At 65.9% G+C, this 21,769-nt stretch carries 17 protein-coding genes; 9 read left to right on the forward strand and 8 right to left on the reverse strand.

The window, feature by feature from the left end; genetic code table 11:
• Position 1 precedes the first annotated feature (1 nt).
• The 3 genes from G3446_RS11795 to G3446_RS11805 all read right to left on the reverse strand — a co-directional run bounded on the left by G3446_RS11795 (position 2) and on the right by G3446_RS11805 (position 7,074).
• A complete protein-coding gene (locus G3446_RS11795) occupies positions 2 to 2,563 on the reverse strand; it encodes a glycosyltransferase (RefSeq protein ID WP_164453029.1) in 2,562 nt (853 codons plus the stop codon).
• Positions 2,560 to 6,405 carry a glycosyltransferase gene (locus tag G3446_RS11800; protein WP_164453030.1) on the reverse strand — a complete coding sequence of 1,282 codons (3,846 nt, stop codon included), beginning with the start codon at positions 6,403 to 6,405 and terminating at the stop codon, positions 2,560 to 2,562. Before G3446_RS11800 ends, G3446_RS11795 begins: the two co-directional genes overlap by 4 nt.
• Positions 6,406 to 6,750: 345 nt before the next feature.
• Entirely contained in the window at positions 6,751 to 7,074 is a 324-nt protein-coding gene (locus tag G3446_RS11805; protein WP_164453031.1) for an SEL1-like repeat protein, read from the reverse strand.
• Positions 7,075 to 7,567: 493 nt separating this feature from the next.
• Between G3446_RS11805 and G3446_RS11810 the strand changes: the two genes are divergently transcribed.
• The 3 genes from G3446_RS11810 (at position 7,568) to G3446_RS11820 (ending at position 12,189) form a co-directional block, all read left to right on the forward strand.
• Complete coding sequence (locus tag G3446_RS11810; protein ID WP_164453032.1) at positions 7,568 to 8,800, forward strand: DUF1015 domain-containing protein; 1,233 nt, start codon at positions 7,568 to 7,570, stop codon at positions 8,798 to 8,800.
• A 73-nt stretch (positions 8,801 to 8,873) separates the two neighbouring features.
• Complete coding sequence (locus G3446_RS11815) at positions 8,874 to 11,093, forward strand: RelA/SpoT family protein (protein ID WP_164453033.1); 2,220 nt, start codon at positions 8,874 to 8,876, stop codon at positions 11,091 to 11,093.
• A 13-nt stretch (positions 11,094 to 11,106) separates the two neighbouring features.
• Entirely contained in the window at positions 11,107 to 12,189 is a 1,083-nt protein-coding gene (locus G3446_RS11820; protein ID WP_164453034.1) for a phosphotransferase enzyme family protein, read from the forward strand.
• Between the two features lie 20 nt (positions 12,190 to 12,209).
• On the opposite strand, the gene G3446_RS11825 is transcribed toward G3446_RS11820, so the two are convergent.
• The gene (locus tag G3446_RS11825; RefSeq protein WP_164453035.1) at positions 12,210 to 12,848 is read right to left on the reverse strand and encodes a PilZ domain-containing protein; all 639 of its coding nucleotides are present in this window, start codon (positions 12,846 to 12,848) and stop codon (positions 12,210 to 12,212) included.
• Between the two features lie 290 nt (positions 12,849 to 13,138).
• On the opposite strand from G3446_RS11825, the gene G3446_RS11830 reads away from it, so the two are divergent.
• Genes G3446_RS11830 through sdhB form a run of 3 tightly spaced genes read left to right on the forward strand, consistent with a single transcriptional unit; the run spans position 13,139 to position 16,424 of the window.
• A complete protein-coding gene (locus tag G3446_RS11830; protein ID WP_164453036.1) occupies positions 13,139 to 13,771 on the forward strand; it encodes a succinate dehydrogenase/fumarate reductase transmembrane subunit in 633 nt (210 codons plus the stop codon).
• The gene (sdhA, locus tag G3446_RS11835) at positions 13,768 to 15,654 is read left to right on the forward strand and encodes a succinate dehydrogenase (quinone) flavoprotein subunit (RefSeq protein WP_164453037.1); all 1,887 of its coding nucleotides are present in this window, start codon (positions 13,768 to 13,770) and stop codon (positions 15,652 to 15,654) included. The genes G3446_RS11830 and sdhA overlap by 4 nt, the downstream gene beginning before the upstream one ends.
• A complete protein-coding gene (gene sdhB / locus G3446_RS11840; RefSeq protein ID WP_164453038.1) occupies positions 15,651 to 16,424 on the forward strand; it encodes a succinate dehydrogenase iron-sulfur subunit in 774 nt (257 codons plus the stop codon). Before sdhA ends, sdhB begins: the two co-directional genes overlap by 4 nt.
• 136 nt (positions 16,425 to 16,560) lie before the next feature.
• Here sdhB and G3446_RS11845 read toward each other — a convergent pair whose 3' ends face one another.
• The 3 genes from G3446_RS11845 to G3446_RS11855 all read right to left on the reverse strand — a co-directional run bounded on the left by G3446_RS11845 (position 16,561) and on the right by G3446_RS11855 (position 18,113).
• Positions 16,561 to 17,064 carry a bacteriohemerythrin gene (locus tag G3446_RS11845; protein ID WP_164453039.1) on the reverse strand — a complete coding sequence of 168 codons (504 nt, stop codon included), beginning with the start codon at positions 17,062 to 17,064 and terminating at the stop codon, positions 16,561 to 16,563.
• A 183-nt stretch (positions 17,065 to 17,247) separates the two neighbouring features.
• Positions 17,248 to 17,712, reverse strand: a complete 465-nt coding sequence (locus G3446_RS11850; protein WP_164453040.1) for a hypothetical protein — start codon at positions 17,710 to 17,712, stop codon at positions 17,248 to 17,250.
• 98 nt (positions 17,713 to 17,810) lie between these two features.
• Positions 17,811 to 18,113, reverse strand: a complete 303-nt coding sequence (locus tag G3446_RS11855; protein WP_164453041.1) for a hypothetical protein — start codon at positions 18,111 to 18,113, stop codon at positions 17,811 to 17,813.
• 112 nt (positions 18,114 to 18,225) lie between these two features.
• On the opposite strand from G3446_RS11855, the gene G3446_RS11860 reads away from it, so the two are divergent.
• From G3446_RS11860 to G3446_RS11870, 3 genes are all read left to right on the forward strand, one after another.
• The gene (locus tag G3446_RS11860; protein ID WP_164453042.1) at positions 18,226 to 18,825 is read left to right on the forward strand and encodes a histidine phosphatase family protein; all 600 of its coding nucleotides are present in this window, start codon (positions 18,226 to 18,228) and stop codon (positions 18,823 to 18,825) included.
• A 100-nt stretch (positions 18,826 to 18,925) separates the two neighbouring features.
• Positions 18,926 to 19,981 (forward strand): 3-deoxy-7-phosphoheptulonate synthase, encoded by a 1,056-nt coding sequence (locus tag G3446_RS11865; RefSeq protein WP_164453043.1) that lies wholly within the window; start codon positions 18,926 to 18,928, stop codon positions 19,979 to 19,981.
• A 122-nt stretch (positions 19,982 to 20,103) separates the two neighbouring features.
• On the forward strand, positions 20,104 to 20,601 hold the full coding sequence (locus tag G3446_RS11870) for a DUF4124 domain-containing protein (RefSeq protein WP_164453044.1): 498 nt from the start codon (positions 20,104 to 20,106) through the stop codon (positions 20,599 to 20,601).
• Between the two features lie 95 nt (positions 20,602 to 20,696).
• Here G3446_RS11870 and mtgA read toward each other — a convergent pair whose 3' ends face one another.
• Positions 20,697 to 21,569 carry a monofunctional biosynthetic peptidoglycan transglycosylase gene (gene mtgA, locus G3446_RS11875; RefSeq protein WP_164453045.1) on the reverse strand — a complete coding sequence of 291 codons (873 nt, stop codon included), beginning with the start codon at positions 21,567 to 21,569 and terminating at the stop codon, positions 20,697 to 20,699.
• Positions 21,570 to 21,769 lie beyond the last annotated feature (200 nt).

Raw genomic sequence — 21,769 nt, forward strand, 5'->3', positions numbered from 1 at the left:
CCTAGACGAGCTCCAGATAGCGGGCTGCGATGGCCCTCCAGTCCAGTGGCTCGACGAAGGTGCGCGCCGCCCGCCCAAGCCGCTCGCGTGCATCTGGATCCCGCAGCAGCGCCGCAACCGCCTCGGCAAAGGCATCCTGCCCTTCGACGACCATGGCCTGGACACCTGACTGAATGGGAATGCCCTCAGCGCCCTTGGCAGTGCTGACCACGGCCAGGCCCGCGGCAAAATAGTCCAGGATCTTCATCCGGGTGCCACCGCCCTTCTGAAGCGGAACGACCGCGAGATCGGCCGCCTTCAAGTAGGGCGCGACCGACTCGACCGGCCCCGTGAAGACGAGATTCGGATGCAAGGACTGCTCGGGCGGATAGGCGCCGATGGCGAGCAGGGTCGCGCTGACGCCTGCCCGCTCGAGGCGCGGCAGAATCTCGCGCGCCATGACCTGCATGGCCTCGAGGTTTGGCGGATACATGTAGATGCCGTGGTAGACCAGCACCGACCGCTCTCGCGGAATGCCGTAGCGGGCGTGCAGATCCAGGGGCTCCGCGCGCTCGAACTGCTCGAGATCCACGCCATGCGGAATCACATGGACGCGCGCCGAGTCGACGCCATCCTCGACCAGCCGCTGCCGGTCGGCCTCCGAGACCGTGATCACCGCATCGGAACGACGACACCAGCCAAGCTCCACCTTGCGGAGCATCTCGTAGCCATGATGCGGAAGATCGTCGACCTGATCGGCAAGGCGCTGATACTCGACATTGTGCTCGACGAGCAGCGCGCGGCCACCGAGGAGGTCGCGCGCCCACACAGTCGCGCGACCATAGGCGGGAAACTCCGCCTGATAGAGGCGCGCACCGGACTTGAGTGCAAGGTAGAGGGCTCGGAGCAGGAAGCTCCAATCGGCGACTGGGGTGTAGAGGAAGGCGTCGTCGGCCGGCATCCCGGACTCGATGAGGAAGCGCCTGACGCGCTCCGGCTCCGGTCCGAGCCGCGCGAGCCAGCGCGGGAAGCTGCGCTGCCGAAAGACACCCTCACGCACCTCCCAATAATGCCTGCGGTCGTCGCTGACCAGATAGACGGCGCTGACGGCGTGCGAAAGCCCCCAGGCGGTGCGGTCGATCTTGACCGCGGCGCCATGGTTCGCGGGGCGGATGTCCGAGCGCGACACCATGATGACGGCATCGCTGCGCCCCAGGCGCCCGGCCGCTCGCGCGAGCCCTTTGAGCAGCGGCTTCCCCGCCTGCCGAATCGCGGTCTTGAGCGGTCCTGATACCGCCGCGACAACCTGCCTAGGCGCACGCCGACCACCCGACGGAGCCTCTGCGCCCCCAGCAACCGCCTCGGACTCTTGAGCCGGAGGCAGTGTTGCGACCGGCTCGGTCGCTTCGGAGCCAGGATGGAGCGAAATGAGGGGCTCGCCCCAGACCGCCTTACGCGGCTCGCGCAGGAAACGCACCAGTGGCGCGGTCGTCTTGCGATAGTGAAAACGCGCTTCCACCAGCCGCAAGGCATTGCGCGATTTCACCGCGACCAGATCGGGGCTGCCAAGGATCTCGGCAACGGCCGCATCCAGGTCGTCCATCCCGTCCACGACCCAGCCGGCATCATAGGCGCGGACCTGCTCGGCGAGCTCGGTATAACCGTTGCAGAGCAATGGCAAGCCGTTGCGCAAGAATTCCATGGCGCGAAACGACTGGCTGTGTCGACGCTCGGGATTCTCGTCCGCGAGCTCGACACCGATCCGGCAGCGTGTGCGCAGGAATGTCTGCATCTCTTGGTAGGGAAGGAGACCATAGCGCTTGACCAGCTGCTCTGGCCAAGCCGCCTCGCGCTCGGAAAGGGTCGGCGCGGCCGCATCGGCCGCGTAGACATAGCCGCCCGAGAAGAGGGCGAGCTCCGCCTGGCCACCCCCGTGGCGTTGAAGTGCGGCGATCAGACTATCGAACCAATCCTCGGTCCTCCGCCAAGGCCAGAACACACCGCCGGAGACGAGGCGCAAACAGTCGTCTTGGATGTCTCCTGGAGGCGCCTCGGCCGCGGGCTCGACCGAGATCGGGAGGACGTCGATCGGCGATTCGGCAAGGCATTCGGCGCCGGCGAGGATGAGCCAGGAGAGGAGGAAGCTGGCCTGACGCTGGCTGCCGACCAGAAAGCGATCCGCGCGGCGATAGCAAGCCAGGGCTCGGCGCACCTCGCTCGAGAGGTCGAGGTGCTCCTGATACATGGCCTCGAGGATCCTGGGCGCAACGACGTCCAGGACGATGGGTAGATCGAGGTCTTGGGGCAGCGCCTCGATGAGCTCCCAGTAGCCGACGATGAGGGCGTCCGGCGTCTCTTCCTGGATCAAGCTCGCCAGCCCAGCCTCGTCATCATAGACAAGGACCCGAATGCCCGGGCGCGGCTCTGGCGTCGTGGGCGCTCCGAGCCCCGACGGATAGGCATGGACGACCTCGATGCCTGCATCCACGAGACCGCGCGCCAGAAAATAGGCGCGAACGCTGTTGCCCGAGGCAACGCCGTCCGCCGCCAGATACTTGCCGTGGGTGATGAGCAGGACCTTCATGCCCAGCGCTCGCACAACAGCCGGTCGAGGGTCTCGCGGGCGGTTCGCCGCGAAAAGTGCCGCTCGATGTTCGCCAGACCCTTCCGAGCCAAGTCTTGCCAGATCCCCTGGTCGGAGTAGAGGCGCACCACTGCCTTCGCAAATGCCTCCGGATCATCGCCGATCAGAATGTCCGCGCCGTCCTCGAGGAACATGCCCTCCGCCGCGCAGGGGGTCGCCACCACGGGCACGCCATAGGCCATGCTCATATTGATCTTTCCCTTCACGCCGGCACCATAGCGCAATGGCGCGATGGACAGGCGGGCACGCTCGAAGTAGGGCGCAACCTCTTCCACATAGCCAGTGACATGCAGGTTGCGCTCGGGATCGTGCAAGGCCAGGACGTCGAGCGTCGGCCGACTGCCGATGATGTAGGTCGGCACCTGGCCGATCTCCGCCCAGACCAGGGGCAAGACCTCATGGACGTAATAGCGGACCGCATCCACATTGGGGTCGTGATTGAATCCGCCGATGAAGAGGATGGCATCGCGCGCCTCGAAGGGCGTCTGCGTGGGATGCAGGTCGTGGATGTTGCTCAGGATCTCCACCCGCACCTCCGGCGCCTCGACCGCGAGCATCTCCCGCTCGATGTGACTGACGACCAGGGTCAAATCCGAGCGCTGCATGAGATCGAGCTCCTGGCGCTTGCGCTGCTCGGCCAGCTTGCACGCGGCCGGGTCGGCGCGCAGGTCCGCCTCGCGCTGCTCGCGGAGGAAATGCAGATCCACGGTATCGAACCACAGCCAGGCCTGGGGGGCGTGCAGGCGCACATCGTCCAAGAGGGCGCTGGCGACCATGACGCGACTCAGGATCACCAGGTCGCACTCGGCGCCGCGGCGATGGAGGAAATCCGCGATCGAGACCGTTTGCGGTGCGTGCAGCACCTCGACACCACGCCGCTGCAGATGCCCACCATAGGGCTCGCAATACTCCAGGTTCGAGGGCGCGAAGGTCACGTGCCAGCCCTGCTCGAGAAAGGTCTCCAGCAGATGGAACATCCGCAGCGATCCGGAATCCTGGTCCGGGGTCAGCATGACGGCGTCGACCACCAGGACGCGGCGGCGCAAGCGGCTGAATTCATTCCCGTTAAGCGCACGGCCGGACGCGGCCATCGGCACCACTGCCGTCACCTCCGGCTGATAGAGGATGGCCTTGCCGGCCGCCTGAAGCGCCGCGCAGAGTCCTTCCAAACCGCCTTCGCCGCCTTGCGGGACATCGGGCGTAGCGAGCGCCTGCCGGCTTACCAAGAGGCAGGCGTCGGAGCCAGCGTCCACCTCACGGAAGAAGTTGAATTCCGGGGCCAGCGGGTCCTGCCCCGCACCCATCATGTGCACCAGCCCATCTGGAGTACGCACCCCGCCGGCTGCGACCAAGCGGCCGTCCGTGCCCATGACCTTCACGCAGACCGCACCCGCCGGCGCCCCGCTGAGCCGGGCGTCCTGCGCGCACTGCACCATCCGCGACAGCCAATCGTTCGGCTGGATATTGATGGCCGAGAGCAGCAGCAGCCACTCGCCCGCGCCCAGACTCAGGGCCTCCGCGAGCAGCTTGCGGGTGTCGACCTCCCTGCCGACCGCGACTCGGCGCAGCGCGGGCAAGCGCGCCTCGAGGACCCCGGCGATCGGATGGCCCTCCGGGTAATGCAGCAGCAGCTCGAACGGCGGGACATGCTGCCCCTCCGCGAGGCCCTTGAGGAGTCTGATCGTATCGGGCGCGACGCGGCTCGGATCCATGAGGATCATGACGAGCGGCCGCGGGTGCGGCTTGAGATCGATCGAGGAGAGCTCGAGCGCCTGCCAGAGATCCCGGATGCTCGGCTCCGCGCAGGCTCGCGATCGACGTAGCCTACACAACAGCGAGCGCGCGACCACAGCCACGCCATAGGCCTTGGCGGTATCGGCGATATGCCCGGCATGAGCGGCAAGGCGCACCAAGGGACGCTTGACGCGCAGCAGTACCGACTTGCCCTGCCGGTATGGCCGCAGCAGCGGCTTGGTGAGGACTGCGACCGTGCTCAGGATGCGTCCGTGGAAGGAGCGGTAGCGCGCCAGCTCTTCCCGGCACCAGAGCGCGTCCGTGAGGCTCTGAATTCCGAGGATGTCGAGGAGCTCGCGATCCGCCTCGCGCGCCGACTCCAGGATGCGCTGCCTGGCATCGGCGGCGAGGATACGCTCGTGGAGCGTGGCGACCTCCTGCTCGACGGTGCGCTTCTCGGCAGCCAGGAGCGAGTGGCGAACCTTCCACTGCTCCAGATCGAGCTTGGCCGCATTCAGCTTCTCCCAGACCGCCAGATGCTTGCGCGCGCTCTCTTCGCGCAGCTCCTCGTACATGCTGCGATGCTTGGCGTAGTCCACCAATCCGAGCAGCTGCTCGAGGCTCCAGCGGGAGCGCCATTTGCCAAAGATCCGTGCCAGCCCTGGGTCGATGGCCTGGTCCTGCTGACGCAGCCCAAACCCGCTCTCGCTGGCGATGCGGTAGACCGCACTCACCTGATCGACATGGGCCAGGGGTGTCAGCGCACTGAGCTGGATCCAAAAATCCCAATCCTCGTAGACGTCCAGGGTCTCGTCGAATCGCAGCGAGGCGCCAACCAGATCACGCGCGAAGAGGACGGCATGGATGGGCAGATAGTTCTCGATCAGCAGGCGCAGCGGGTCGTAGGGCTCATTGAAGACGTGCAGGGTGCTCCACTCGCCGTCCGCCTCCTCGCGACGACATGCGACCCCGGCATAGGCCGCCCGAGCCTCACCTCTGCCCGCGATCGCCGAGACCAGGCTGGCGATATGCTCTGGCAGCAGCCAATCATCGTCATCCAGAAAAAGGGCATAGTCGCCCAGCGCCCGGTCGAGCCCGAGGTTGGCGGCCGCGCCCCGCCCCAGCTGCGCGCCCGTCGAAGCCGTGCGCATGGGAAACTCGCCGCAATGGCTCGGATGGCCGAGGCTCCCCTGACCGGCGACATCCACGAGGACCACTTCGAGGCGTCTGTAGGTCTGGGCCGCAATGGAATCCAGCGCCTGATCCAGCGTCGCTCTAGCCGTCGTTCGGACGATGACGGAAACAAGCGAGCCCGACTCGGCGCCTGCCGCCGAGCCCTCTGCGCTCGGGATCCGGCCGAGACCTGAGATCCAATCCTGAATCTCCGCCGCGCCGACGAGACGAAAGCCTTCCGCGGCCGTAACGTCCTCATCCAGCCCGGCGGCACGGATGACGCTCATCGCGCTCGCCTGACGCATCCGCGCGGCCGCGTCCGGAAGCTCGGCCAGGCACTGCATGGCACGCGACTTGGCTTCCACCGTCTCCGTGATGTCGGCCAGGTGAGTCGGCGCCATGGGCGCACTCAGCTCGTAGGTGGCCAGCTCAGGACCAGCCGGGGAGCGACGCACCGCCTCGCGCGCGATCAGCCCGAGCCGCGCGCGCGCTGGGTCGGGGTCGTCGAATGCGGGGGCGTAAATGCGCACGACCGCCAGCTCGGCGAGCTGATCGATGAGCCAGCGCACACTCGCCTCGTCATAGCCGAACGGCTGCTCGAGGCGTGACCTGAGGCGCACCTCCTTGCAGCCAAGACATTCGCCAGCGGCGCGCGCTAGCCCCGCCCAGCCCGCAAGCGCCTGCGCATCGTCCTCGGCGGCCAGCTCCGGCAGCACCATGACGAAGACATCATGGTCACGCGCTGCGTGCCGCGCCAAGACGCCACCACAGGCGCAGACCTCATCGCCTGGGCGTGCCGCCAACGCCAGAACGGGACCGCTCTCCAGTGCGAGGGACGGCAGGCTTCCATTGTGCTCGTTTCCAGGACTGCTCATGCGGGGCGCAGCGGCTCGCTGTCTTCGGGGTATCGGACCCAGTCTCAACCGGACGAGGGATGATACACCATGCCGCCGGCACGGATCGGAATTGGCGCATTCGCGCAGTGACGCCTTTGATGCTCAGGCGCCTCGGCGCGGATCGCCCGAGATCGGCGCAGTCGGCGGGACGCGGATTGGAATCCGGCTCAGCCCGCCCGAAGCGCCTCGCGGACACGAGAAGTGCGCAGCCGACCTCTTTCCCAGGGTACATCGCCTCGTCCGCGCTCGGCACGCTTCGTCGAGACCGCCGTCGGCGGCACCCCGCGCCGCCCACGGCTCAGACCAAGGGCATCGCCGCGATGCTCAATGCCGAGCCGCCGCAGGGCGCGAGGCATGCAGATCGGCCGCGCGCAGCCGTTTCGCGGTCTCGTACTGCGCGTCCGTCATCTGCATGCCCACGACCTCGCGCAAGCGCTCCGCATCCCGATCTCCCTGCGCGACGGCGAGCGAGAGCCAATAATGCGCGAGCGCGAGATCGACGGGGACGCCCCGCCCCTCGGCGCACACCAAGCCCATGGCATACTGGGCATCCACCTCGCCGCGCTCGGCGGCCTCTTGAATGCGCGGCACCATCGCGGGGTCGTTGCGGAGAAGCACGAGATCCTTCAGGTAAGCGCTGCTGGTCATCGAGGTTTCTCCTGGGAAGAACATGAACCTAGTTCGAGCGGCCAGCGGCCAGCGGCCAGCGGCCAGCGGCGGAAAATCATACAGTTGCCGGATTTTCTAGCCGCCCACCCCTTGGGTGACTCAGAAGAAGACCTGAAAGCAGCGCCAAAACAGAGCTTTGAGCTGGCTGCTGGTGGCTGGCAGCTCTTTCTAGGATGAATCCTTGGGTCAGCCATGCCCTGAGGAAGGCGCTGAGCGCCGCGAGCGCGGACTGGGTCGCGCCGACGATGGCTGCCAAAGTTTTCCGGTCCGCCGGGGCAAGCTGGTAACATCGGCGCTCACGTCGTCGACAATGAGATCGGGACTGATCGGGCTTCTCAGCGCGAGCGGCGATGGCCGTCGGACCAAATCCCGCGCCGATCGCAGGTGAGGTTGGGCCGCACCTGGACGCTTCCAAGCATGCGGTCACCTTCCCCGGACGCGCTCCAGGCATCCACAGATGAGCAACTCTCCGATGACTCTGATCCAACCCTTCTCAGGCCTGCGCCCCGCGCCAGACCAAGCGGGCGAGGTCGCCGCCCCGCCCTATGACGTCATGAGCGCGGCCGAAGCAAGACGAATGGTCGAGGGACGGCCGTGGAGCTTCCTGCACATTTCACGGCCCGAAGTCGATCTCCCGCCCGGGACAGACCCCTACGCGCCCGAGGTCTACGCCAAGGCGCACGAAAACCTCGGCCGCATGCTCGACCAGGGCTTGCTGATCCGCGATCCACAGCCAAGCTATTACGTCTATCGGCTCACCATGGGCGGGCATCGGCAAACCGGGCTGGTCGCCGCCGCGTCCGTGGAGGCCTATGACACCGACCGGATCAAGAAGCACGAGCACACCCGCCCAGCCAAGGAAGATGACCGCGTACGCCAGATCCAGGCCCTTGGCGCCCAGACCGGGCCTGTCTTTCTGGTCTATCGCGCCCACGCCGAGATCGACGCCTGCCTTGCCCGCGTGAGCGGCGCCGAGCCGGAGGTCGACATCACTGCGCCAGACGGGGTGCGTCACGAGCTCTGGACGCTCACCGATGCGGGGGAGATCGACCTCCTGACCCGCGCATTCGACGCGCTGGACGCCCTCTACGTGGCCGATGGGCACCACCGCTCCGCGGCCGCCTCGCGGGTCGCGGCTCAAGGTCGGCAGGAGGGTCGCGCCAAGGACCAGGAGCAAGGCTTTCTCGCCGTCATCTTCCCGCACGACCAGATGCAGATCCTCGACTACAACAGGGTCGTTCGCGATCTCAATGGTCAAAGCGTCGCGGACTTTCTCGACCGAATCCGCAGCGCCTTCGAGGTCAAGCCTTCGGGCACGCCCGTGAAACCGGCCGCGCCGGCAGACTTCGGGATGTACCTGAAAGGGCAGTGGTACCTGCTGAGACTGGATCCCCGACACATCCCTGCCGAGGATCCGGTTGCCAGGCTGGACGTCAGTCTGCTGCAGGAGCACCTGATCGCGCCCATCCTCGACATCGGCGACCCCAGGCGCGACGACCGCATCGATTTCGTGGGTGGAATCCGCGGGCTGGAAGGGCTCGCCGCGCGTGTCGATTCGGGTGAAATGGCCGTAGCCTTCGCGCTCCATCCGACGCGCATGGAGGATCTCATGGCAGTCGCCGACGCTGGCGAGGTCATGCCACCCAAGTCCACATGGTTCGAGCCCAAGCTCGCCGACGGTCTCGTCAGCCTAGTCCTCGACTAGGGCCGAGAACCGCCAAGAATCGCACGGAACCGAACCGGCCTCGCAGCTAGAGGCCGACCAGCAAGGCCCCATCATGGTCAAGCCCACCTACAACCTCCCGGATCAAGACGCGGACGACGGCACCGCCATCGCGCACTGGCTGCGAAGCATCCAGGCGCACTACTCGGAGGAGGAGAGCGCGCGGATCGCGGAGGCCTGCCAGGCCATGGCCGAGTGCCATGGCGACCGCCACGTGGACACAGGCGAGACCCATGTGCGCCACGCCGTCTCGACCGCGGACATCCTGCTCGGCTTGCGCATGGACGACGAGACCCTGATCGCCGCGCTGCTCAACGGCTGTTTGGCCCGCGGAGACATCACCGAGGCCCAGCTCGGCGAGCGCTTCGGGCCCGGCATCGCCCGCATGGTCGGCGACCTCGCCCGCATCGGCCAGATTGCGAGCATCGACGCCGTGATCGCGGAGAAGGATCAGCCCCAGCATGAGGAGAACCTGCGTCGGCTCCTGCTCGGCATCGCCGAGGACGTGCGCGTCGTGCTGGTGGTCCTGGCCGAGCGCGTGCACCTGATGCGCGCCATCAAGGACCTGGAGCCGGGCCGCCGGACCAAGCTCGCGCGCGACACCCAGCGCGTCTACGCCCCCCTCGCCAATCGCCTGGGTATCTGGCAGATCAAGTGGGAGCTGGAGGATTTGACCCTGCGCTACCTCCAGCCCGGGGAGTACAAGCGCATTGCCAAGCTCCTTTCCGAGCGCCGCGGGGAGCGCGAGCAATACATCGCCGGCGTCATCCAGACCCTGCGCGAGAAGTTCGCAGAAGCCAAGATCGAGGCCGAGATCACAGGGCGCCCCAAGCACATCTTCAGCATCTGGAAGAAGATGCAGCGCAAGGGGGTCGACATCGCCGAGATCTTCGACTTGCGCGCGGTGCGCATCATGGTCCACACGGTGGCCGACTGTTATGCCGCGCTCGGCGTGGTGCACGGACTCTGGAAGCACATCCCCAAGGAGTTCGACGACTACATCGCCACGCCCAAGGGAAACATGTATCGGTCGCTGCACACCGCGGTCATCGGGCCCGAGGACAAATCGCTCGAGGTGCAGATCCGTACCTACGACATGCATCGCCATGCCGAATACGGTGTCGCCGCGCACTGGGCCTACAAAGAAGCCAAGGGCCACGACGCCGAGTTCCAGCGGCGCGTCGTCTGGATGCGCAACTGGCTCGAGCTCAAGAACGAGAGCGATAACGTGGCGAACGTCATGGAGCGCTTCAAGGCGGAGCTCGAGCCCGTCCATATCTATGTGCTCACGCCCCAGTCCAAGGTGGTCGAGCTTCCCAAGGGGTCGACGCCACTGGATTTCGCCTACGCCATCCACTCGGAGGTCGGCAACCGCTGCCGCGGCGCCCGTGTCAACGACCGCATCGTCCCGCTGAACTACAGGCTCAATAGCGGCGACATGGTCGAGATTCTGACGCAGAAGAACGCCGCACCGAGCCGCGATTGGCTCAGCCCCCACCACGGCTATCTCACCACGGCGCGGGCACGCAACCGGGTGCGTCAGTGGTTCAAGCAGCAGAGCTTCGACCAGCACCTGCAGAACGGTCGCACCGCCTTGGAGCGCGAGATCGCTCGACTCGGCATCGTCGAGAAGCCCCATCCTGACGAGCTTGCGCCACGCTTCAACTTCAAGCGTGGCGAGGACATGCTCGCCGCCATCGGGCGCGGCGATCTGGCCGTGGGCCTCGTCGCGCGCAAGGTCGGCGAGCCCAAGGCCGAAGAGGCAAAGGCCAAGGAGCCCGCGCCCAAGCCGCGCGCGCCAGCCAGGCACAGGGCGTCACCGACTGGCGACGTCGTCGTCGAAGGGGTCGACGACCTCATGACGCACATGGCGCAATGCTGCAAGCCCGTGCCCCATGACCCCATCGTCGGCTTCGTCACCCGTGGCCGGGGCGTGAGCATCCACCGCAAGAGCTGCAACAACGTCCGCCACCTGCCGCCGGAGGAGGCCGAGCGCTTGATCGATGTCCGCTGGGCGGACCAACCGGCGGAAACGACCTACCCCGTCGATCTGCTGGTCATCGCCTCCGACCGCAAAGGCCTGTTGCGCGATGTCACCTCGATCTTCTCCGACGACGATGTGGATGTGTTGGGTGTCAACACCCACTCCGAGCGCAGCACGGACACCGCGTCCATGCGTTTCACCATCGAGGTCAGGGATATGCGGCAAGTCGCGCGTCTCACGGGCAAGCTGCAACAGCTGCCGGAGGTGCTGAGCGTGCGACGGTCACTGTGAGGGCACGGCGGCCATGAGCACATCGCGAGGACTGCCAGCATCCGCGCCGGAGAGGATTGCGCGTCGCTTCGAGATCGAAGCCGAGGTGCTCGCGATTCGCCCCTTGGGACGCGGTCTGATCAACGACACCTTCGCGGTCCTGACGTCTCGCCAAGGCTACGTTCTGCAGCGCATCAACACCCATGTCTTCCCGCGTCCCGAGCAGATCATGGCGAATCTGCTCGCCCTGACCGAGCTCCTGGACCAAGCCGACGGCTCGGATGTCCGCATCCCCCGCCTCATCCTGACTTGGGATGGCGCCCCCTTGACGCGCGACGAGACTGGCGAGCCATGGCGGATGATGGAGCTGATTACCAACACCAAGACGCTGACCAGATTGGAGACTGCCGAAGAGGCCGAAGCGGTCGGGCACGTCCTGGGGACATTCCACAGAACTGCCGCCAGGCTGCCGCTGGAGCAGTTCGGGCTTTCGCTGCCCGGGCTCCATGAGACTGGGAGCTATCTGGAGCGGCTGCGCCGAGCCCTTGCCGCCCATGAGGCCGCGCGCTGCGCTGCCGTCGAGACGCTGGTCAAGCTGATCGGTCAGCGCGAGCACCTGGTGGAAGCGCTGGAGTCCGCAAGGCGCGATGGCCGCGCCACAACAAGGATCACCCATGGGGATCCCAAGCTGGACAACATCCTCTTTGCCCAAGACGGAGCCAAGGCCGTCGCCATCATCGACCTGGACACGGTACAGCCTGGCCTGGTTCAGCACGATCTCGGCGACTGCCTGCGCTCCTGCTGCAACAGGAGCGGCGAGGCCGGGACGGCCTGCTTCGATCTCGAGACCTGCGAGGCCATCCTCGCCGGGTACGCAGAGCAGATGGGGGGAGTGCTGTCCCCGGCGGAGGTGGAAACGCTCTACGCGGCGATCGCCCTTATCCCGCTCGAGCTGGGAATCCGCTTCTTGACGGATTACCTCGAGGGAAACCGCTACTTTCGCGTCGAGTTTCCCGAGCAGAATCTGCGCAAGGCAGAGATCCAGCTCGCCTTGGCCGCGGACATCGAGCGGAAGGAGGCAAGGTTGCGGGAGATGATCGCCGCCGCCTTTACCTAAGCGAGAGCTGGGCGCCTTGCCTATCGCGTCGAAGCCTGCAGCTCTTTGTGCCGACGCAGGATGTAGCGGCCGAGCATGTCGCGCGTCTCATCCTCCAGGGGCTCGAAACGAATACCGAGCTGGACCTTTTTGTCGTCGAGCCGGGTGTGTCTCACGACATAGCCGAGCAAACGCACGAACTCCGCCTCGCCGGGGAGCACCAGACGCAGATCTGTGAGGGGCTGGTCCAGCTCGGGCAGGTGCTCCGCGGACTGCTCGATGGCCATGCCTGTGTAGGAGAGGTTGACCACCCGCGGCCGCTCGAGGCGCCCGCTCTGGTCGACGAGCCGCATCTCCTGCTCGCTCTCCAAGGGCACCCGCCAGCTGCGCGAGCGCTCGCCCCCCTCCAGGATCTCAGGCACTCCCACCTCGAGCGTCATCTCGCCGGTATCCATGCGCGCGCGCGGCTTCAGCGGGAAGCGCAGCCGATGGCCTTGCCAGCCCGCCTGCAGCTCGATGCGAGGGCTCTCCGAGAATGCCTCGAGCAGACCGGCGGCGTCCTCCGAGACACGAAGCCAGCCGCCGACCTCGTCCTCGGACTCCTGCTCGGGCTGAGCGAAGAGCTGCTGGATGTACTCCAGCTCCTCGGAAGACAGGATATTGTTGCCGCGTGATGCCACTGTTCAATCACCAGCTCGTCGGAAGACTCGTCGGCCAGCAGATGCCGAAACATCTGGCGCGGTACGCCTCGAATCGCCAAGAGCCGGCTGAGGCGAGGCACCCTATGTTTCGGCCAAGTATCAAGTATGGTTGATGTTTCGGACAAGTCATGCGTGCGTGAGCTCCGCAGGCGGCCAGATCCTGAGCGCCCAGATGCCTGACTCACCATCACCCGCGCGAATGAGCAGGATCACGGACAGGGCTTGGAGCCCGGTCTATGCTGGAGGAATCGCACGGCGAGTAGTGAGCCATGGCCGAGTCGATCCAGAATTCGCATTTTTTGCTGCGTAGACTGCACTCGCTGCTCGGCCTGTTGCCGATCGGCGCCTTCCTGAGCTTCCACCTTTGGGAGAACTCCCAGTCCCGGCTCGGCGCATCGCATTACAACGGCGAAGTCGTCGCCTTTCTGCAGGGCACGAACTATCTGACGGTCATCGAGATCGTCGTCATCGCCTTGCCGCTCGTCCTTCATGCCGGGTACGGGCTGCTGATCTCGACCCAAATGCGCTGGGCGCCCAGGCGCCATGCCTACCTCAGAAACTGGGCCTACGGACTGCAGCGCATCTCCGGCATCGGCATCCTGCTCTTTCTCGTCCTGCACGTCGGCATGACACGCGTCCAAGGGCTGTGGGAGCCGACGGTTCGCGCCGACCTCTATGGACACATGCAGCACCTGCTCACACAGCCCGCGATCTTCTGGCTCTACCTGATCGGACTCCTGCTCTCCGTCTTCCACCTCGCAAACGGCCTCGCCACCATGGGGATCGTCTGGGGGCTGACCGCCTCGGCCGAGGCGCAACGGCGTTTCGGCTACGTCTGCGCCGGTCTTGGCGTGCTGCTCGCCGTGATCGGGATCCAGGGCCTGCTGGGGTTCCTGCCATGACGGAGCGCGGCGGTGCCATCGTCATCGGCGGCGGGCTCGGCGGCCTCTGGGCGACGCTGACCATTGCGAACGCCAGTTTCCCGGTGCAGCTGTTCTCGCTCTTCGAGGTGCGCCGCAGCCATTCGGTCTGCGCCCAGGGCGGCATCAATGCCGTGCTCGACACCAAGGGGCAGCACGACTCGGTCCAACAGCACATCATCGACACCATCAAGGGCGGCGAGTACCTGGCCAATCAGCCACCGATCAAGAGCATGTGCGAGAGCGCACCCGGACTCATCCGCACCTTCGACCGCATGGGCGTGACCTTCTCGCGCACGGCGGAAGGTCTCCTGGACCAGCGCCTCTTCGGCGGGGTCAAGAACAAGCGGACCTGCTTCGCCGGCGCCAGCACGGGCCAGCAATTGCTCTACGGGGTGGATCAGCAGGTGCGCCGGCTGGAGTCCCTCGGCCAGGTCACCAAGCGCGAGTGGTGGGAGTTTCTCGAGCTGCTCAAGGACGACGCGGGCTGCTGCCGCGGCATCCTCGCCATGAACCTCCGCAGTTTGGAAGTCCGCGCCTTTGCGGCCGAAGTCGTCGTGCTGGCCACGGGGGGCTTCGGCCAGATCTACGCCCCCAACACCACCACGTCCACCAACTGCACGGGCGCCGCCGCGAGCCGCTGTTACCAGCAGGGCGCGCGCTTCGCCAACGCCGAGCTCTTCCAGTTCCATCCGACCGCGATGATCGGGCGCGACAAGACCCGTCTCATGAGCGAGGCCGCACGCGGCGAGGGCGGGCGCATCTGGGTACCGCGCACCCCGGACGACCAGCGTGCCGCCAGGCGCATTCCGGAGGCTGAGCGCTTCTATTTCCTCGAAGAGATGTTTCCCTCCTATGGCAACACCGTGGCACGCGACGAGGCCTCGCGCGCCATCTGGCGCGTTACCAGGCAGATGGGACTGGGCCTGCGCGGCACCGACAGGGTCTACCTCGACCTGACCCATCTGGATCGCGCCTTAGTCTCGACGCGGCTCGGGGCCATTCTGGACATCTACCGCAAGTTCGCCGGCGTGGACCCGCTCGACGAGCCCATGGAGATCTTCCCCGCGGCCCACTATCCCATGGGGGGACTCTGGGTGGACTTCGAGCGCGACCCAGACGGCGGCATGGTGTCCGAAAGCCCGCGCAACCACGCGACGAGCATCCCCGGCCTCTACGCCTGCGGCGAGTGCGACTACGCCTATCACGGCGCCAATCGCCTGGGCGCCAACTCGCTCCTCTCGGCCAGCTTCTCGGGGCGTGTCGCGGGCACCTCCGCGGTCTGCTATCTGCGTGGCCTCGGGTCTGGCCATGCGAGGCTGAGACAGCACGACATCGACCGAGCGATCGCACGCCAGGCGTCGCAGAATGAGCGACTCATGCGCAGCGACGGCCCAGAGAGCCCTTTCGAGATCCACCGCGCGCTCGGCGAGCTGATGACGGCCAAGGTGGGTGTGGTGCGCGCCAATCCGGAGCTCGAGGTCGCCCTGGAAGAGCTGAGGGAGCTCGACGCGCGCCTCGGTCGGATCCGGCTCGGAGACACCAAGGATTGGGCCAATCAGCCCCTGTCCTTCGCCCGGCAGCTGCGCGACATGATCCGGCTCGGGACGGTCGTGACGCAGAGCGCGCTCGCACGCGACGAGTGCCGCGGCGCGCACTACAAGCCAGAGTTCAAGCTCAGCATCCCCGAGGGCAAGTTTCCGGGCGATCCCGAGTTCGAGGACTACCGCGCCCGCTGGCAGGCGAACAACGCGCGCTGGCTGAAGACGACCATCGCCGAGCATCGCCCCGAAGGTCCCAAGATCGACTTCGAGCCCGTGGACACCAGCCTCTACCCCCCCGTCAACCCACGCGACTACCGATGAGCGCCATCCCAGGCAATACGCCGGCCGCGAAGGCCATCCATCTGAGGATCCGCCGTCAGGACAGGCCCGACAGCACGCACTATTGGCAAGACTTCAAGCTTGGCTACGAGCCGGACCACAATGTCGTCTCGGCGCTGCTGGCCTTGCGCGCCGACCCGGTCACGGTCGCTGGTGCGCGCGTCGAGCCGGTCGCCTGGGAGCACAACTGCATGGAGGAGGTCTGCGGCGCTTGCGCCATGCTCATCAATGGCGTTCCCAAACCCGCGTGCTCGGCCCTGGTGGACCAGCTCGCGCAGCCCATCGTGCTGGAGCCCCTGCCGAAATTCCCGGTGGTGCGGGACTTGATCGTCGATCGCTCACGCATCGACGACGGATTCCGGCGCGTCAAGGCCTGGATCGACATCGACGGCCCTTGGGACATTCACGAAGGCGCGCCGCGCATCTCGCAGCGTCAGTGGTCGGAGAGCTACCTCTACAGCCGCTGCATGAGCTGCGGCTGCTGCATGGCCGCCTGCCCGCAATTCGGCCCGCACGCGGACTTCATGGGCCCAGCGCCACTGGCCCAGGTCCGCTTGATGAACGCCCACCCCACCGGCCGCTACGACAAGGCCGATCGGCTCCACGCCATCGTGGCCGAGGGCGGATTGAGCGATTGCGGAAACGCGCAGAACTGCGTGAGGGTCTGCCCGAAGGCGATCCCGCTGACGAGCGCGATTGGGGAGCTGGGCCGGCAGGCGACGCTTCAGGCGCTGAGGGACTTGCTTGGGTAGTTGAAGCAGCCAGTCCGCTGACGAGATGGTGGGACGCTGCGCCCCGCTATCCATCAGCCGCTCGGCCAATGGAAGCGTCGCGACTCACTCGATGGAGCAAGGATAGCGGCAGGCCGAGCCTCGCGGCAGCGATGCGTCAGCGCCGCCCCAACGAGGTGCGATAGCTGGACTGATAGAGCGACATGACCCGCTGCTGATCGGCGTCCTCCTCGCGGCCGCAGAGCCTGAAATAGGTCTCGGCGAAGGCGCGATCCGCACCCAAGATGTGGGCCAGGAGCCAATCGCGCACCAGGCCTTGAGTCGCCTCGTCGAAGACATGCAGCCCGTTGGCGCGCCACTCACGCAGCATTGCCGTGAATTCGGCCATCAGAAGGGCATGCTCGCTCTGATGCTCGCCGATGCCCTCGTAGTCGAACGCCCTCATGAAGTCTTCCTCGCGACGGAAATGCTCGCGCATCGACTCCCCGAGCTGCGTCAGGGCGTCGATGAGGGCGTTGGCATCTCCGGATCGGCCGCTCGACGCCTCCGGGCAGAACCGGATACAAATATCGGCGAGCTGATCGATCAGAGCGCGGTGGTCTCTATCCAATGCCTCGATACGGAGAGACCAATCCTCGCGCCAGGTCAATAACTTGGGCATGAAATCCTCCATCTCCCGGACTCTTGCGGTCCGATGATTCTGGTTTTGACACCCGCTCGGGTGCCGGGCTGGCTCGGTCAGACAGAAAGGCGCGGCCTTGCGCTCGATGTTCTTCAGTGGCTCCTGGACGGCTTGGTCGCTGGCGGCAGCCCGCCGAGCTCCGAGGCAGGGTATCGAGATGGGCTATCTCGACCCTGGCGGTTGCCGGAAGGGAAGCACGCGACCCACCCATGGCTGGATACCTTGATCGCGCTGCCGTTCCAGCATGCGGTCCAGTGCCGGTCCGATCTCCGCGAGGAGCCTCAACTGCACCCCACGCAGATCCCTAAAATAGTAGACCATTTCACAGGGAACTGGGGCGCTGAGAGAATCCCGGCTGCCCGCCGGCTGCCAGGCGAGACGGATGAGGCGCCCGCCCTCGCCGTTTTGATGGGCATAGCCGCCTTGCCCGTCGACGAAGACGATCTCCTGGCGCTCCACCACGGCGAGATACTGCATGGAGCGGACGGGGAGGAAGACGCTGACGCCGCCAGCGGCACGCAGCAGCCGCTGCAGCCGATTGTAGAGATCCGCCGAGATGCTGCTCGACTCGCGCACCTCCTCGCGATCAGGACGGAAGAAGGTCTCTTTGACGTGGTAGCTAACCATGACGCGCCCCGTGCCCTGCGCCACGACACGGACCCGCCAGCCGCAGCGGACAGATGATGGTGGATTGACGCCGAACGCCGCTCAACCGCTCTCGGGCCTTAGTCGTCGTCTCCAAGCTCGGGGCTCCAGCCCTGAGCGCGGGCGCGCTCGACGGCCTCGGCATAGATGCGCGCATGGCGCTCGCGCAGCTCCGGCGGAAGCTTCGACGCCAGTTGGCCGTAGGGCTCCCAGGCCGCACTGACCTTGTCGTAGAGGGCGTCGATGCCCTGTATCGTCCAGCCCTCGCAGGTCTCGTCCTCGGGAATGATGCCAAACACCCAGGCATCCCGGATGATGTTGGCGGTCGGCGTCATCCCGCCCTTTTCCTGCTTGTGGATGCCCTCGTAGATTTTCGGTTTCATGCGGATGACTTGCTCCAGATCGATAGCGACTTGGCCATGGCTGTGACTTGTTGGGCGATCATTGGCTCAGTTTAATACAGGCGTTTCAGCCCAGGCTCAAGCAGAAAGCACCATGAGACAGACGCAATTCGACATCATCCGTCATGGCGAGCCCGTCGGCGGCCGGCGATATCGCGGTGGCGGCATCGACGACCCGCTTTCCGAGGCCGGCTGGCGGCAGATGTGGGCAGCCATCGGCAATGAGGGCGACTGGGACCAGATCATCAGCTCGCCGATGCAACGCTGCCTGGCCTTCGCGCGCGCGCTCGCCGGGCGTCACGCACTCCCCTTGGCGGCCGACCCCGGCTTCGTGGAGATCGGCATGGGTGCCTGGGAGGGCCGCGCCCACGCCGAGGTCGCAGCCAGGGAGCCGGAGGCCTTCGCGGCCTTCTACCGCGACCCGGTCGGCCACCGCCCGCCGGGAGCTGAGCCCCTGAATGCCTTCTCGGCGCGCATCGCGACCGCCTTTGATCGACAGATGGCGGCCTATCCTGGTCGGCGCCTGCTCATCGTTTGCCACGCGGGCGTCACGCGCGCCCTGATCGGCCATGTCCTCGGGGCCAAGCCGAGCGCCTGGTACCGGATGCGCATCGACTATGCCGGCCTCAGTCGCGTGCGAGACGACGGCTTCGGCCCTGGGGTCGAGTTCGTCAACCGGCGACGCCTGAGGTGAGCCCAGGAGATCCGGCGAATCGGCCTCCCTCCCGGCTGACCAGAAAGCTCGGTAGTTCGTTTATACTTTTCGGTTTTCCGACACGCTGCGGCGCCACTCCATGCATCGAACCGACGACCTGCGCATCCGCGAAATCACCGAAGTTCGCTCACCCGAAGAGCTCCATCGTGAGTCTCCGCTGTCCGAGGCAGCGGCCGATACGGTCTACAACACGCGCCATGAGATCCAGCGCATCCTGCATGGCAGCGACGATCGGCTGCTGGTCGTGGTCGGCCCCTGCTCGGTGCACGATCCCGAGGCGGCGCTGGAATATGCAAAGCGTCTCCAGCCGCTGCGCGAAGAGCTGAGTCCTGAACTGCTGCTGGTGATGCGCGTCTATTTCGAAAAACCGCGAACGACGGTTGGCTGGAAAGGGCTCATCAATGACCCCAGCCTCGACGGCAGCTTCGAGATCAACAAGGGTCTGAGCATCGCCCGCAAGCTGTTGCTGGATCTCAACGAAATGGGCATGCCTTCAGGCACCGAGTTCCTAGACCTCATCAGCCCGCAATACATCGCAGACCAAGTGAGCTGGGGTGCAATCGGCGCCCGCACCACGGAGAGCCAGGGCCATCGTGAGCTGACGTCCGGCCTGTCCTGCCCGATCGGCTTCAAGAACGCGACCAATGGAGACGTCAAAGTGGCCATCGACGCCATCCATGCCGCGGCCCGCCCACATGTCTTCATGTCCGTGACCAAGGCGGGACGCTCCGCGATCTTCAGCACCACGGGCAACGTGGATACGCATGTCATCCTGCGCGGCGGCCAGCGCCCCAACTATGATACGGAGAGCGTGAGCATCGCGGCGGAGCAGATCGCCGACTCCGGCCTCACGCCGAAGATCATGATCGACTTCAGCCATGCCAACAGCGGCAAGAAGCCGGAGAAACAGGTGCGCATCTCGCAGGACGTCTCCGGCCAGATCGCCCGCGGCGATCGACGCATCATCGGCACCATGATCGAGAGTCACTTGGTGGGCGGACGGCAGAACGCCGGGGCCCCGGACGACCTCATCTTCGGTCAGAGCATTACCGATGCCTGCCTGGGCTGGGACGATACCGAGCCCGTTCTTCGCGAGCTCGCTCAGGCATGCGCAAGACGCCGCGAGTGCTGCTGAGCAGCCCGCCGCTTGAACACTAAACGTGTTTTGCGCTATGGTCCAATCCTCGGATAACGCCTATTGAAGTGCATCTCAAAGGCGTTTTCTCTCGATGATCGAGCACGGGGAGGAGACAGGCCATGGATACTTCGCGCCTACTTCAGGTCCCGGCGTCGGCCACTGCGCTAAGCCTCGCACTGCTGATCGCCGCGGACGCTCATGCCGGGCTCTTCAAGTGCAAACAGCCGGATGGCCGCGTGATCTACCAGCAGACGGCTTGCGGCGGTCATGCGGACGTCGATCCATTCGAGGTCGATATCCGCGGACCGGACGGCTCCAAGTCCGGGAAATCCTCGAGAGATTACTCGGTTGGCAGTCAAGCCAAGGCGATGCGCACCCAGCGCGAGCGCCTGAGCAAGGCCCGTCGACAGGCTAGGGCTCGGGCCGCAGCCGCGGCAAGGCGCGTGACCGGGAGCCCGAGCAAGACCCCCAATCGGTCGAAATGCGCGAAGCATCGTGCCGAAGTCGCCAAATGGAAGCAGAAGCTCCTGAATGGCTACCATGAGCGCACCGAAAAGGTCTACAACGAGAACAAGCTCGAGCACCATCAGGCACTGGTCGACCAGTATTGCGACTGAGCCCGGAGCAACCGGCTGCCGCCGTTGACGGCCAAGCGTCGGGGACACGGAAGCCCAGCCGCATTCGCATCCAAGGTCGCGCGTGGTGGCCCAGATCACAGCCGTCCGAGATACCGCGCCCCCCCCAGTCTGCTGCTTTGATCCCGAATCCAGGCCGCGCGCCGCAGCAGCCGCTCCGAGGGGTGCTCCAGCGAGAAGTTGCCCGGCGCCGGCAGGACTGCGATCAAGAGAGCGGCCTCCTCGGGCGTCAGATCGCTCGCCGAGTGATGGAAGTAGCGCTGCGCGCTCGCCTCGATTCCATAGGTGCTCGGACTGAACTGCGCGATGTTCAGATAGACCTCCAGGATACGCTCCTTCGGCCACAGCGTCTCCATCAGGAGCGTCAGCCAGCCCTCCGCGAGCTTGCGCCACCATCCAGATCCAGGCCAAAGAAAGAGGTTCTTCGCCGTTTGCTGAGTGATGGTGCTCGCACCCCGTAGATGACCGCCCCTGAGGTAGTCCGCGACCGCATGGCGAATCTCGATCAGGTCGAAGCCGAGATGGCTGGGAAATCTCTGATCCTCTCCCGCGATGGCCGCGAGCTGAATGCTCTGCGGGATCCGCGCCCATTCGATCCACTGGTGCCGATAGTAGGGCGGCGTCTGATCCAGCCGCCAAACGTTCAGCGCGTGCTGCGCCATGAAGGCCGAGGCCGGCGGATCGACCCAGCGGATGACGGCCACGAGCATGGCGCTCCCCAGAACGAGGGCGACGAAGACTGCCGACAGCCAGCTCAACAGAGGGCGGCCGATGGCGGCCCAGGTTGGTGGCGGAGAAGCCGCCTTCCTGGCATTGGTCTTCTCGCCCTCGACCGGAGACTCCTGAGATGGAAGCTCGCTGGCCGCGCCCTCGTCTTCGCGACCTTCGGAGCGGGCGGAGAGGGGCTGCGCCGCGTCCTGGCGCCGGTCTGGGACCCCAATCTCTGTCATCTGGTGAGCTGGACCTCCTGAGCTAGCATCGGCAATTCGCACCGCAAAGACCCGAGCGTCGAGGCCAGGGGCGCCCTTGACCTCGACGCTATCGGCTCAAGCGCAATTTCTCGGGATTATCCCCGAATCAGGGCTTCAGAAGGATGCAAGGAGCGCGGAAGCCTCGGGCAATCCGGGCGCACACTCGCCGGGGAAGACCG

Origin of the sequence: Thiorhodococcus minor, assembly GCF_010820565.1 — a bacterium.
GTDB classification, from domain to species: domain Bacteria; phylum Pseudomonadota; class Gammaproteobacteria; order Chromatiales; family Chromatiaceae; genus Thiorhodococcus; species Thiorhodococcus minor.

Bases quoted from the DNA above. Each gene is read 5' to 3' on its own strand.
- G3446_RS11830 (WP_164453036.1), top strand. From the start codon at position 13,139: ATGGCCGAGTCGATCCAGAATTCGCATTTTTTGCTGCGTAGACTGCAC.
- sdhB (WP_164453038.1), top strand. From the start codon at position 15,651: ATGAGCGCCATCCCAGGCAATACGCCGGCCGCGAAGGCCATCCATCTG.
- sdhA (WP_164453037.1), top strand. From the start codon at position 13,768: ATGACGGAGCGCGGCGGTGCCATCGTCATCGGCGGCGGGCTCGGCGGC.
- G3446_RS11845 (WP_164453039.1), bottom strand. From the start codon at position 17,064: ATGCCCAAGTTATTGACCTGGCGCGAGGATTGGTCTCTCCGTATCGAG.
- G3446_RS11805 (WP_164453031.1), bottom strand. From the start codon at position 7,074: ATGACCAGCAGCGCTTACCTGAAGGATCTCGTGCTTCTCCGCAACGAC.
- G3446_RS11860 (WP_164453042.1), top strand. From the start codon at position 18,226: ATGAGACAGACGCAATTCGACATCATCCGTCATGGCGAGCCCGTCGGC.
- G3446_RS11810 (WP_164453032.1), top strand. From the start codon at position 7,568: ATGACTCTGATCCAACCCTTCTCAGGCCTGCGCCCCGCGCCAGACCAA.
- G3446_RS11795 (WP_164453029.1), bottom strand. From the start codon at position 2,563: ATGAAGGTCCTGCTCATCACCCACGGCAAGTATCTGGCGGCGGACGGC.
- G3446_RS11800 (WP_164453030.1), bottom strand. From the start codon at position 6,405: ATGAGCAGTCCTGGAAACGAGCACAATGGAAGCCTGCCGTCCCTCGCA.
- G3446_RS11850 (WP_164453040.1), bottom strand. From the start codon at position 17,712: ATGGTTAGCTACCACGTCAAAGAGACCTTCTTCCGTCCTGATCGCGAG.
- G3446_RS11820 (WP_164453034.1), top strand. From the start codon at position 11,107: ATGAGCACATCGCGAGGACTGCCAGCATCCGCGCCGGAGAGGATTGCG.
- G3446_RS11855 (WP_164453041.1), bottom strand. From the start codon at position 18,113: ATGAAACCGAAAATCTACGAGGGCATCCACAAGCAGGAAAAGGGCGGG.
- G3446_RS11865 (WP_164453043.1), top strand. From the start codon at position 18,926: ATGCATCGAACCGACGACCTGCGCATCCGCGAAATCACCGAAGTTCGC.
- G3446_RS11870 (WP_164453044.1), top strand. From the start codon at position 20,104: ATGGATACTTCGCGCCTACTTCAGGTCCCGGCGTCGGCCACTGCGCTA.
- G3446_RS11815 (WP_164453033.1), top strand. From the start codon at position 8,874: ATGGTCAAGCCCACCTACAACCTCCCGGATCAAGACGCGGACGACGGC.
- mtgA (WP_164453045.1), bottom strand. From the start codon at position 21,569: ATGACAGAGATTGGGGTCCCAGACCGGCGCCAGGACGCGGCGCAGCCC.